This window comes from Roseibium sp. (assembly GCF_025698965.1).
Classification (GTDB): Bacteria; Pseudomonadota; Alphaproteobacteria; order Rhizobiales; family Stappiaceae; genus Roseibium.
Map to the genome: position 1 here is coordinate 1 of NZ_JAILWL010000181.1, position 11,557 is coordinate 11,557.

The 11,557-nt window shown below is 54.1% G+C and carries 12 protein-coding genes; 2 read left to right on the plus strand and 10 right to left on the minus strand.

What is annotated here, in order from left to right:
* Positions 1–147: 147 nt before the first annotated feature.
* Complete coding sequence (locus K5905_RS15680; protein WP_297585583.1) at positions 148–1,614, minus strand: PLP-dependent aminotransferase family protein; 1,467 nt, start codon at positions 1,612–1,614, stop codon at positions 148–150.
* An 80-nt stretch (positions 1,615–1,694) separates the two neighbouring features.
* Between K5905_RS15680 and K5905_RS15685 the strand changes: the two genes are divergently transcribed.
* Positions 1,695–2,369: a pyridoxamine 5'-phosphate oxidase family protein gene (locus tag K5905_RS15685; RefSeq protein ID WP_297585584.1), complete on the plus strand. Its 675-nt coding sequence runs from the start codon at positions 1,695–1,697 to the stop codon at positions 2,367–2,369.
* Positions 2,370–2,458: 89 nt separating this feature from the next.
* Here the strand turns inward: K5905_RS15685 and K5905_RS15690 are convergent, their stop codons facing one another.
* From K5905_RS15690 to K5905_RS15700, 3 genes are all read right to left on the minus strand, one after another.
* The gene (locus K5905_RS15690; protein WP_297585585.1) at positions 2,459–3,199 is read right to left on the minus strand and encodes a lytic transglycosylase domain-containing protein; all 741 of its coding nucleotides are present in this window, start codon (positions 3,197–3,199) and stop codon (positions 2,459–2,461) included.
* Positions 3,200–3,520: 321 nt separating this feature from the next.
* Complete coding sequence (locus K5905_RS15695) at positions 3,521–4,285, minus strand: N-acetylmuramoyl-L-alanine amidase (protein ID WP_297585586.1); 765 nt, start codon at positions 4,283–4,285, stop codon at positions 3,521–3,523.
* On the minus strand, positions 4,282–4,974 hold the full coding sequence (locus K5905_RS15700) for a TerB family tellurite resistance protein (RefSeq protein ID WP_297585588.1): 693 nt from the start codon (positions 4,972–4,974) through the stop codon (positions 4,282–4,284). Before K5905_RS15700 ends, K5905_RS15695 begins: the two co-directional genes overlap by 4 nt.
* Before the next feature lie 271 nt (positions 4,975–5,245).
* Between K5905_RS15700 and K5905_RS15705 the strand changes: the two genes are divergently transcribed.
* Entirely contained in the window at positions 5,246–7,408 is a 2,163-nt protein-coding gene (locus K5905_RS15705; RefSeq protein WP_297585590.1) for a bifunctional diguanylate cyclase/phosphodiesterase, read from the plus strand.
* Positions 7,409–7,457: 49 nt separating this feature from the next.
* On the opposite strand, the gene arsH is transcribed toward K5905_RS15705, so the two are convergent.
* From arsH to K5905_RS15735, 6 genes are all read right to left on the minus strand, one after another.
* Positions 7,458–8,198, minus strand: a complete 741-nt coding sequence (gene arsH / locus K5905_RS15710) for an arsenical resistance protein ArsH (RefSeq protein ID WP_297585591.1) — start codon at positions 8,196–8,198, stop codon at positions 7,458–7,460.
* Entirely contained in the window at positions 8,191–8,604 is a 414-nt protein-coding gene (gene arsC / locus K5905_RS15715) for an arsenate reductase (glutaredoxin) (protein WP_297585593.1), read from the minus strand. Before arsC ends, arsH begins: the two co-directional genes overlap by 8 nt.
* Before the next feature lie 5 nt (positions 8,605–8,609).
* A complete protein-coding gene (locus K5905_RS15720) occupies positions 8,610–8,957 on the minus strand; it encodes a helix-turn-helix transcriptional regulator (protein WP_297585594.1) in 348 nt (115 codons plus the stop codon).
* 151 nt (positions 8,958–9,108) lie between these two features.
* Entirely contained in the window at positions 9,109–9,567 is a 459-nt protein-coding gene (locus K5905_RS15725; protein ID WP_297585597.1) for a winged helix DNA-binding protein, read from the minus strand.
* Positions 9,568–9,671: 104 nt separating this feature from the next.
* Positions 9,672–10,976 carry a TRAP transporter large permease subunit gene (locus K5905_RS15730; RefSeq protein ID WP_297585595.1) on the minus strand — a complete coding sequence of 435 codons (1,305 nt, stop codon included), beginning with the start codon at positions 10,974–10,976 and terminating at the stop codon, positions 9,672–9,674.
* The gene (locus tag K5905_RS15735) at positions 10,976–11,533 is read right to left on the minus strand and encodes a TRAP transporter small permease (RefSeq protein WP_297585596.1); all 558 of its coding nucleotides are present in this window, start codon (positions 11,531–11,533) and stop codon (positions 10,976–10,978) included. The genes K5905_RS15730 and K5905_RS15735 overlap by 1 nt, the downstream gene beginning before the upstream one ends.
* Between the last annotated feature and the right edge of the window lie 24 nt (positions 11,534–11,557).

Consider the following 11,557-nt stretch of genomic DNA (forward strand, 5'->3'; position numbering starts at 1 on the left):
CGGACTTCTCTTGAAGGAAATCGGTCCGAATGCGACGGTTGACGAAGTAATCTCGGCAACCGAAGCCAACCTGATTATCCGCGGGGAAGTACCCAGGATGCGTCTTTAGCGCTCATGCGATTTGATTTTGGGCGGCAAAAGATCTTCCTAACCCACTGCCTCGATCAGATTTCCAAGGATCTCGACGCCTTTGGTGATTTGTGGCGGTGTCGCTCCGGCAAATCCGATAATCAGTCCGGACTTGGCGTCCGATCCGAGATAACAATTGCTGAGCGGTGACACTGCAAATCCGTGACTTTGCAGGTCCATCGCGAGCCTGACATCGTCAATCCGCTCTCTAAACATGATTGACACTTGAACATTTCCAGTTGGTATCTCGACATGAATCCGGTTGCCCAGCCGTGAACGCAAAGTGTCCACCAGCTGTTCTCCACGGCTCCGATAGATCTGGCGAATCTGCTTCAGGTGCTTTTGATAACAGCCGCTATCCATGAAATGGGCCAGTGCAGCCTGCGCCTGAACATTGGCCGAGCATCCCATGTTGCGCATCAGCTGCGTCAAGGGCTGCACAAGGTCGTTCGGCACGACACAATAGGCAACGCGCAAACCCGGCATCAGGCTTTTGGAAAAAGTACCCAGGTAAATCACCTGTCCTTCTTCCGCCAGTCCATAGAGAGCGGCGACGGGGCGTCCGGCAAACAAAAACTCACTGTCATAGTCGTCTTCAAGTATGACCGCGCCACTGGCGCGGGCAGCCTCAAGCAGAGCCAGCCGCCGGGCAAGTGGCATCCGCGCCCCAAGCGGATAATGGTGCGAAGGTGTCACGTAAATTAGCTTTGAGGGACTTTTAGATATGTCCGTTGCCGCGACATCTGCCCCGTCCTCATCTGTCGGTAGCGGGCGAATTTTCAGACCTGCCGCATGAAAGGCAGTCTTTGCACCAAGATATCCAGGGTTCTCCAGCCAGGCTTCATCCCCGTGGTCTGAAAGAGCCTGTGCGAGAAGAGAAAGGCTGGATTGCATTGAGCTTGTCACCAGAATTTGCTCCGGATCCGCTCTGACGCCGCGCTCTGCAGCCAGATGACGCGACAATTGCTGTCGCAATGCAGGCAGCCCCGTATAGTTCTGATATTGCAGGTCCGGGCTCCGCTCGAGCCTGGCAGCACGACGCAGGCACCTTGCCCATTCTTCGTACGGAAAGCAGTCGAGTGCTGGGGCTCCAGGCTGCAACACTCCATGCCGAAATGCCCATCCGACGCCTCGAATGTTGTCGGACATCAGGATCCCGCGTTTTGAAAGTGACCGCTTCCTTGCGGTCGAGGACCGATTGTGGGTCATCCCTTCCAGAGGCAACCCATTCATGATCCTGGGTGCCGCGCCGGTTCTGACGAATATAATACCTTCCGCCTGCAAAAGATCATACGCGGCATTCACCGTGTTGCGGCCCACCTCCAGCATGGCCGCAAGACGTCTTGTTGACGGCAACCGCGTACCGGAAGAGAGCAGCCCCTTGCGGACAGCATCGCGAAACCCGCGATAGATTTGTTCCGACAGCGAGACATCGCTCGAACGATCCAGGGAAAGAATGCCTTCAGGAATAACTGGTTCTGTCATTTTACCGAAACCGGATCTTTTACAGATCCAATTTTTTGAGCACACATCTTCCAAGAATGCAAAACAAATAGGAGACGATGATGTCCTCTCTGGAAAAACGAAAAACGGCTGAACTGCCGGACTATGCCAGGATCAGGCAAATGAACCGGGGCAGTTATGACCGTAACCTTGCCTATGAAATCCTCGACGCTGGTCTGATTGCACATTGTGGCTTCATTCACGAAGACCGTCCGATGGTCATCCCGATGGCCTATGCCCGGATCGGCAACAAATTGTACATCCATGGAGCCAGCACGACCCGCATCGTCAAACATAATTCTGAAGGTGTTCCGGCAAGTTTGACCGTTACTCTGATCGACGGACTTGTTGTTGCCCGCTCGGCATTTCACCACTCCATGAATTACCGGTGCGCAATCGTACACGGTACGGCGCATCTGGTCACGGATCGGGATGAGGAAATCGCGGCACTGGCGGCAATCACCGATCACCTCCTGCCCGGTCGCTGGGACGAATGCAGAGACATGCTGGCGAAAGAACACAAAGCAACCGGTGTCCTGGTTCTGGAAATCGAGCATGCGAGCACTAAGGTTCGAACCGGCGGACCTGTTGATGACGAGGAAGATCTGGGAACGGAAATCTGGGCCGGGGTCGTTCCCGTCGTCACCGCGTTGGGACAGCCCTTCTCTGCCCCAGACGTTCCAAAAGAAACTGAGGTGCCCGCGTCTGTGCCTGCAGCCAGAAAGAAATTTGCCTGAATTTCCTGCTCAGAGCGAAAAACCTAAAAAAACCCCGCTGATTTCTCAGCGGGGTTTTCCTTGCCACAAGTGACCGCCCAAGATCCAGCTCAGCTGGAAGCAAGAATACGTTTGACTTTCGAGCAGTAACGACTGCTGACCGGGTTCATCCGCTTGGCATAGTGACCGGCGTTGTAACGCAGAATGGTTCCGCACAGGTCGCCGTTGGCTTTCTTGTGCGCACCTGCAAGATATTTCATGCCCCATTCCAGGTTGGTTTCCGGGTCATACAGGGCTTTTGTCGACCCACGATATCCAATGCCCCGGGCCGTCGCCGGTTTAATCTGCATCAGGCCGACTTCACCAGCACGTCCCCGCGCCCGCGGATTGTAGTTGCTTTCCACTTCGACAACGGCCTTGGCGATTTTGACCGGCACACCATGCTTCGCTGCCGCCTTGCGGATCAGCTTGGTGTATTCGCTCTTAGTGATCGGAGCCCGTTTCGCGGTTGTGCTCTTCTTGGGAGCTGACTTCTTGGCCTTGGCAGTTGATTTAGGAGTTTTCTTCTTTGCCTTTGCCGTCGTTTTGGACTTGGCGCCGGAAGACTTTGCTTCCTTTTGCTTGGTGTCCTTGTTGTCGGATTCAATGACATGCAGAAGCGGAGCAGATCCGGAACCCACATTTTCCCTGGAAGCGATCGCGTCGGCTTCCTTTTTGATCTTGTCTGTGTCGATCACATGCAGGACAGGATCGGACCCGGACCCTGCGGCCAGCGCCGCCGGCGCTGTAAGTGTCGTTGCATAGGCGAAAAGGCAAAGCGCCCCAGTAAGCTTGGTGTATGACCGTAACATTCAGTCCAGCCCTTTTGGTTTTCATTGCAGTTGAAATCTGGGCCGGAGAAATGCCGTAGCTATGAGACGAAATTTGGCGCTTACTGATCACGAATTATTTCAATTTTTTACTGAATTTTACCGCAAATCGACATCAAACTTCAGCAGTTAACGTAGTTTATGTCCAAATAAAGTTCTGAAACCGGCGAATAAACGGCTTTCCAAGGAATGTCTGTGACCAACCTGTATCACTTGTAATGTTTCCGAATACGATGCTCGACCAACCTGAACTGGCTTCGAGCCGGCTCTCAGCAAAAGTCGAGGCACCGGACAGGGAACAGGTTACTCGGAAAGAGATGGCAATTTGCGCAACAGGGCATTCAGTGTCTCTACAGTCGACCGGTCAACGACCCCATCCACCCGTTCGGGACGAAAATGACGCTGAAAGGCGGTCACAACCTTCCTGGTCTGACCGTCAAAGGCACCGGTCACATCCAGATCGTAGCCAAAAACTCCCAGCATGGACTGAATTGCCTCCACCGGTTGACCGTGGTCGCCCTCCTGCATGAAGAGTCCAGACTGAATTGGAAACGGTTTCACATAAAGGCCAATTCCGGCATCCGATAACTTGTCCCACGGAAACAGTTCACCCGGATCCTCCTTGCGGTCTGGAGCAACGTCGGAATGCCCCAGGACACGCCAAGGCTGAATGTTGTGTCGACGACAGATATCGTCCACCAGCGCGATAACGGCATCGATCTGCGCCACCGGAAACGGGCAGTATCCGAATTCATGGCCAGGATTGACGATTTCAACACCGATGGATCGAGAATTGATGTCGGATTGCCCTTTCCATGAGCTTCGCCCCGCGTGCCAGGCGCGCCTTGCTTCCGGAACGCACTGCAAAACGGTTCCATCTTCATGAACCAGATAGTGCGCAGACACTTCAGCCCGTGGATCGCACAATCTTTGTAGTGCCTCTTCACCTGAGCGCATGCCCGTATAATGCAGAACGACCATATCGATGTGCATACCTGGCGCTCTTTCCCCGTGATTGGGCGAAGGATGGACCCTGGCTTCAATTCCGGTATCAGTCGCGACGCTCATATACCTCTTTCCGCACAGATTTTCGTCCAGGCATCATTCAAGGCGGCAAGCCGATCATTGGCGATGCGAACAAATTCTTCCGGCACGCCTCTGGCAATCAACCGGTCGGGGTGGGTTTCCTGCACTTCCTTGCGATAGTGAGACTTGAGTTCCTGATCACTGGCTTCGGGTCCCAGACCCAGCACCTCGTAAGGATTGCCGTTTTCGCGGACGTGTCTCGCAAGAACTTTGGAAAACTCCCGATCGGTCAGGCCGAATAATTCGGCGACCTTGGAAAGGTAGGCGACTTCGCTCTCGTGGACCACACCATCTGCCTTGGCGATGTGAAAAAGTCCGTCCAGAATATCCAGCAAGGTCTTATGATCATAAGGGAACAGATCGGCAAGCTTCTTGGCATAGACCTCGAAACCGGCAACATCCTCCTGAGCCAGATTGAACAGGCGTGCGACGTTGCGTTCCTCATTGGGCGGAACCTCGAAGAGTTCCCTGAATGCGAGAATCTCATCGGTTGTTACCACACCGTCCGCTTTTGCCATTTTTGCCGAAAGGGCAATCATGGCGACCGTGAAACCAACGGTACTGGTGCCTTCGGGACGGGCAAGCACAAGCTGAACAAGGCGATCGACGAACTGTGCGCCGCCGGTTCCAATAGCACCTACGATGCTGCCGATACTGCTCCAGACGTTCACTAAAAAACTCCCACCGGGACCGGGTCTTTCAGACTATCGATCCCTCCAAAGTCCGGATGAATCAAATGTATGTCACACTCTTATCGGCAGACGGTTGGTTTGACCAGCCATCGATAATTCGGCTGACCTGTCTAAACCACTAGGTGTGATTTTTACAATGCACACCTTAAAAACCTTCACACTTTGAGGCAAAACCGTAACGATTCATGATGGTTAAAGGTTTTAATTCTAGATTTGACGCAATGCATATTTGAATTTGGTGCCCCGCCGTATGGCAATTCCAATTGTAAGAAGTAACATTGTTATTTTTTTCATTTCAATGTCGCTGGTGTTGACGCTGGCGCTAGGCGTCTATGCGAGCAATCGCTTGCTCACCCACTGGCTGCTGGAACGCGGTCTGGAACACGCTTTTTTGCCACATGAGCAAAGCGTGCAAGATATCCTTCAAACGCTCGCAAAAGAACGTTCCTTGCCACCTCCACCGGAACTCACAGGATTAAGACTGTCAGTTCCGGAGCAGGATGGCCTCGGGCTATCTCCGGACAAACTGAAAGCCCTCAAAGATCTGCTATTGCTCAAGAGTGGAAATTCGGCCGTCCTGGATGCCGCCGTCATTTTTCCTGCCTCTGTCGCAAACGGAGCCCGCGCCCGAATCGATGCGAGCAAGATCAATTGGTACAGGGAAGACGACCTTAACTCGCCCTTCACTCTGTCGGCTGCGGTGAATGCCCTCAAATCGGGGAGCATTCTCGATGCCATACCGGATATGACATGGCGAGGTGGGTTCGGAGATAACGCCGTCATAGCGTACTCCCCCATCGACAGTACGCCGGGCGTGCCGGGACTATTGATCCTGACCAACCAGTCTCACATTTTGGCCAGCCTGACACCTTTGATCTGGTCGATCAGCGCTGCAATCGGCGGTCTGTGTCTGATTTCGATTTTCTTTGCAGCCATCCTTTTATGGATGCGCTTCCACGATCAGGTCAAAACGAACCGAAACATTCAGTATCTTGCACATCACGACGCGCTCACGGGATTGCCGAACAGGGCTGTCTTCAATGCGCGCCTTACCGAAGCTTTGCGGCTCGCCCAGGCAAAGGCTTCGAATATCGGGGTCATGCTGATCGATGTCGATAAGTTCAAGGAGATTAACGACACACACGGACACGGGACCGGCGATGTGTTTTTGCAGATATTAGGGGAACGGCTGAAATCCGTGTTCGGCAATCACTTGGTTGCCCGGCTTTCAGGCGACGAATTTGCGGTCCTGCTCAGATCGATTTCCGATCCGGCCCGAATGACACGACTTGCCGCTGACATGATCTCGGCAACGGATGCTCCCTGTGTCATCGATGGCAAGGAAATCAAGATTTCGCTCTCCATGGGGCTTGCCAGAGCCTCGGACGGCTCCTGGCGCGCTTCGAGATTGTTGCATTGTGCCGATCTGGCGCTTTATCGGGCAAAACACAGCGGACGATCCACCTTTGCCTGGTATACGCCGGACCTTGATTCAGATGCACAAAAGCGCAAGGAAATCGAAAAAGGTCTCTCACGAGCACTCAAGTTCGACCAGTTCAATCTTGTCTATCAGCCGCAATATGCCCTGCGTGACGGCACGCTCAAAGGGTACGAGGCACTAATCCGATGGGATCATCCTGGCAAAGGCACAATCAGGCCGGACATATTCATTCCAGTTGCCGAGGATACCGGCCTCATAGAAGAGATCGGCACATGGGTTCTCAATCATGCCTGCCTGGAAGCCGCTCTGTGGGAAAACAAGGAACGACGTGTGGCGGTAAACGTTTCACCGGCACAGTTTATCGCCGGTGAAACACAAAACCGGGTTGCCCAGGCGCTGCAGAATTCCCGACTGGATCCCAAACGCCTTGAAATTGAAATCACCGAAAGTCTCCTGATTTCAAACACGGAAGCCGTCATCGAAACGCTCCGGCAAATCCACGATATGGGCGTGTCGATTGCGATGGATGACTTTGGTACCGGATACTCCTCCCTCAGCTACCTGAGCCTGTTCCCTTTCGACAAGATCAAGATCGACAAGGCCTTCATTCAAAATCTGGGCAAGGATGCAAGTACGGACGCGATCGTAACGTCGATTGTCGGTCTGGGCAGATCACTGGATGTGCAGATTACGGCGGAAGGCGTGGAAACGGAGGATCAGGCGATTCTGCTGAGTGCTGCCGGGTGCGATCTTGTTCAGGGCTACATGTTTGGCAAACCCGACAGTGTGGCCCGGCACGAAGCAAACAACCCGATCTTTCCGCTCAATTCCTCAGGCGGTTACTGGTTTCCGCAAAACCGGAAACAGGGCGAAGCGCCCCCCAAGATCACACTGGCTCCAAAACTCGCTCAATATGCGACCCTGGTCACGGCATCACCGGGCTCCGGCAGCCGGAATAACGGCGACGTTTAAGGGCAAAATCCGAGTTTCTGCGGACTTCGTCCTTAAACCGGCTTTCAGACTATCGTGAAATTCCAACAGCCGCGTCTTGTGCGGCTACCTTCTTCAGCCGTGCTGCCTTGCGTTCGGAATACCTATCGACAAGGTAATCGGATCGCCCTCGGGTCAGGAGGGTGAATTTCATCAACTCTTCGATGACATCGACAACCCGGTCATAAAGTGGAGACGGCTTCATACGGCCAGCCTCATCGAATTCCTGATAGGCCTTTGGGACCGATGATTGGTTGGGGATCGTCACCATACGCATCCACCGCCCGAGAACGCGCATCTGATTGACGGCGTTGAAGGATTGGGACCCGCCCGACACCTGAAGAAGCGCCAGAGCCTTACCCTGTGTCGGTCGAATGGCACCAGCGCTCAGCGGGATCCAGTCGATCTGCGACTTCAGCACGCCGGTCATCGCACCATGCCGTTCAGGGGAACACCAGACATGCGCCTCAGACCAGGCGCACAAGTCTCTGAGCTCGGCGACTTTTGGATGGCTGGGTTCCGCATCATCCGGCAGGGGCAAACCCGAAGGATCAAATATCCTGGTTTCAGCTCCGTACGCCTTCAACAACCGTTCTGCTTCCAGCGCCAGAAACCGGCTGTAGGATCGCGGTTTCAAGGAACCGTAAAGCAGAAGCACGCGTGGCGAATGTCGCATTGGATCAGATGCAAAGAGCTGATCATGCGATATCGGATCCAGATCCTCCTCGGAAAGGTTTTGAAGATCAGTTGCCGGAAAATCTAAATCAGGCATCGGACGAACCTGGGGTCACAACCTCCCCGTCTTCCTTGGTGAAAGAACCGATATCGTCTGCGAGTAGCTCCAACACCCTTTCCGACGGACGACACAGGCGAACGCCCTTTTCCGACACAACGATCGGCCGGTTGATCAGGATCGGGTGCTCCATCATGAAATCGATAAGCTGATCATCAGACCATTTGTCTTCGCCAAGACCCAATTCATCATAGGGCGTTCCTTTCTGACGCAACACATCGCGCACAGAAACACCCATGTCCTTGATCAGGTCGACAAGCTCACCCCGGCTAGGCGGTGTTTTGAGATACTCGATAACCTGTGGCTCCTCGCCCGACTTGCGGATCATTTCCAGCGTATTGCGCGACGTACCGCATTTCGGGTTGTGATAGATGGTGATGGTCATTCAGGTCAGGTCCTGTCGGCAATTGAGGGGTTTGTAGGTCGGTTCGCAGGAAGACAGCAGACGTCGGGATTGTTGCCGCAGCAGTCTTCCATCAGAAAAGTCAGCAGATTTCGCATCCGTTCATAATCGACTGAATAAAGAATGTGGCGGCCGTCACGACGTGTGGTCACCAGTCCTGCGCGCTCCAATGCTGCCAAATGGAACGACATCCGGGTTGGCTGAATTTCGAGCCTTTCAGCAATGGCACCTGATGGCAGGCCATCTGGTCCCCTGGTCATCAGGAGACGAAATGCCGCCAACCGGTCTTCCTGGGCAATCGCTCCAAGGGCTATGACTGCGTCTTGATCTTTCATAATTCGATAATACAGGAAATATTGTAGTATTCAATGTTCGAGAACCCTGCACGCACATTTTGGCCGGAGACAAAAGGAATTGGAAATATGAAAATCAGGTTGTTAAGTCGACGACCACAAGTCAATGCCAGGTGTCCCGGCCACAATCAATCTACATCGCTGCCGCAGCTCGCGCAGCCTGATCATAATTTCCCGAAACCAGCCGCAGTGTAGCGGCGAGTTTTGAGAGCTCTCGTTCATCAAGGCCGAGCGCCTTCATCGGTTCCACCAGCAGCGCTTCACGCAGACGCTTGTATTCCAGACACGCAGTTTCTCCAGATTCGGTAATTTCCGCGGTTTTCTCCTTGCCGCGGCGACCGGACGAGATCAGTCCGGCTTTTTCCAGCTTCTTGAGAGCGTAAGTTACGGTGTGCGTGTCTTCTATGTTCAGAACCAGACAAATGTCGGAAAGCGTCTTTGCGCGTCCTCGATGGTTGACGGAATGCAGGACGAGCACATCCAGAGGCCCGAGTCCTTCCGAGCCGCTGGCTGAGATACAACGCACCATCCATCGATGATAGGCGTTGACCATCATGGTGACGGCAAATTCAATTTCCGAGAGCGCCGGCATAGCTCCGGACGCGAGATGCGCAGCCGAAACAACGGGACCGATTGGATTTTCACTCTTGGTGTCCGACTTTACCGTCAACGTTTTCACCTCTCCCTAGGTCATCATCAGTTGCTCAGCATCGACTGCGGGAGCCAAAGAGCCAAGCCCGGGAAGGCAACAATCAGTACAACAGCCAGGATCATCAACAGGAAGAATGGCAACGCCATTCGTGCAACAGAGAAGATATTCCGACCCGTCATGCCTTGAAGCACGAACAGATTGAAGCCTACCGGAGGGGTAATCTGGCTCATTTCGACGACCAACACCAGATAGATACCAAACCAGATGAGATCGAGGCCTGCCTGCTCCACCATCGGCAAGATCACCGAAGTCGTCAGCACCACTACGGAGATGCCATCCAGGAAGCACCCCAGAACCACGAAAAACAGTGTCAGCGCGATCAAAAGGGCATACGGAGAGAGCTCCAACGCTGCAATCCACGATGCCAGCTCACGCGGGATCCCGGTGAACCCCATGGCCACGGTGAGAAAAGCCGCGCCAGCCAGGATGAAGGCGATCATGCAGGAAGTTCGCGTCGCTCCCATGAGAGCGTCAACAAAACTCCTGCGGGAAAGGGTTCCCGACCCCCAGGACAAAAGCAGCGACAGCGTGACACCGATTGCCGCAGCTTCTGTCGGGGACGCAAGCCCCGCATAGATGGATCCGATCACACCGACGATGAGACCAATGACCGGGAACAGACGTCGCGTTGATTTCAACCGTTCGAAAAAGGGAATAACCTCTTCCTTAGGCGGCATCTTGGACTTGTTCAGCACGGACCAGAGACCAACATATCCCATAAACAGAAGGCAGAGCATCGCTCCAGGCAGGACACCCGCCATGAACAGACGGGCAATGGATTGTTCAGTCGCTGCTCCATAAACAATCAGAATGATAGATGGAGGTATCAAGAGACCGAGCGTTCCCGATCCCGCGAGTGTCCCGATGGCGATACGCTCATCATATCCACGCTGTTTCAGCTCAGGCAGCGACATGCGCCCGATTGTGGCTGTGGTCGCGGCAGACGATCCGGAAACTGCTGCGAATATTCCGCAGCCGAGTATGTTTACGTGGAGAAGCCGACCCGGCAAATTACGCATCCAGGGTGAGAGCCCGGCAAACATGTCTTCCGACAAGCGTGACCGGAACAGGATCTCCCCCATCCAGATAAACATCGGCAATGCCGTCAGGTCCCAGGAATTAGCAGCGCCCCAGATCGTGGTCGCCATGACAGGTCCGGCCGGGACGGAAACCAGCAGCAGCATCGTTGCAAGTGCGACCCCAAGAAGTGCCACGGCGACCCAGATCCCGGTCGCCAGAGCCGCAAGCATTCCCAAGCCGAGAAACAGTGCGATCAAGGAAAGGTCCATTATTCTTTCCCCTCGATCGGGTCGTCCTTGACGACGGTTTCAAAACTTGGATCGCTTCCCACAAGGGTCAGAACCAGGTCGTCAAAAAGCGAAATCGCAAACACCATCAACCCGAAGGTCATGATGAGCTGCGGATAGACGAGCGGAATGGGAATGATGCCGTAGGAGGTTTCGTTGTAGTTGAAACTGTCAAAGGCGAGCCATCCTGCGTGCCAGGTAAAAAAGGCCGCCAGCGCAAAGGCAACAGCAATGGCCCAAACGTTCAGAAAACGGGCGATTGCCGGCGGAACAGCCTGCAGCAGAATCGAGACACGGATGTGATCACTGTTTCGCAGAGTTCCGGCAAGCGCCAGAAACGAAGCTCCCACCAGCAGGAAACCGGCGATTTCCGCGAGCGAAGGCACCTGCAGACCCAATGGTTCCAGCCCGGATATCTTCCTTGTCCAGTCCAATGCTCTTCCGAGCACCTGGATGACCACGAGGCTGGCGATGACCACGAGGCAGCACGCAGCCAGAGCCGTTGACGCTTGATAAAGCGAATTCAAAGCCTTTCGCATCGGTTTCCCCTACCGGATAAGCAG

Bases quoted from the DNA above. Each gene is read 5' to 3' on its own strand.
- K5905_RS15680 (WP_297585583.1), bottom strand. From the start codon at position 1,614: ATGACAGAACCAGTTATTCCTGAAGGCATTCTTTCCCTGGATCGTTCG.
- K5905_RS15685 (WP_297585584.1), top strand. From the start codon at position 1,695: ATGTCCTCTCTGGAAAAACGAAAAACGGCTGAACTGCCGGACTATGCC.
- K5905_RS15690 (WP_297585585.1), bottom strand. From the start codon at position 3,199: ATGTTACGGTCATACACCAAGCTTACTGGGGCGCTTTGCCTTTTCGCC.
- K5905_RS15695 (WP_297585586.1), bottom strand. From the start codon at position 4,285: ATGAGCGTCGCGACTGATACCGGAATTGAAGCCAGGGTCCATCCTTCG.
- K5905_RS15705 (WP_297585590.1), top strand. From the start codon at position 5,246: ATGGCAATTCCAATTGTAAGAAGTAACATTGTTATTTTTTTCATTTCA.
- arsH (WP_297585591.1), bottom strand. From the start codon at position 8,198: ATGCCTGATTTAGATTTTCCGGCAACTGATCTTCAAAACCTTTCCGAG.
- arsC (WP_297585593.1), bottom strand. From the start codon at position 8,604: ATGACCATCACCATCTATCACAACCCGAAATGCGGTACGTCGCGCAAT.
- K5905_RS15720 (WP_297585594.1), bottom strand. From the start codon at position 8,957: ATGAAAGATCAAGACGCAGTCATAGCCCTTGGAGCGATTGCCCAGGAA.
- K5905_RS15725 (WP_297585597.1), bottom strand. From the start codon at position 9,567: ATGCCGGCGCTCTCGGAAATTGAATTTGCCGTCACCATGATGGTCAAC.
- K5905_RS15730 (WP_297585595.1), bottom strand. From the start codon at position 10,976: ATGGACCTTTCCTTGATCGCACTGTTTCTCGGCTTGGGAATGCTTGCG.
- K5905_RS15735 (WP_297585596.1), bottom strand. From the start codon at position 11,533: ATGCGAAAGGCTTTGAATTCGCTTTATCAAGCGTCAACGGCTCTGGCT.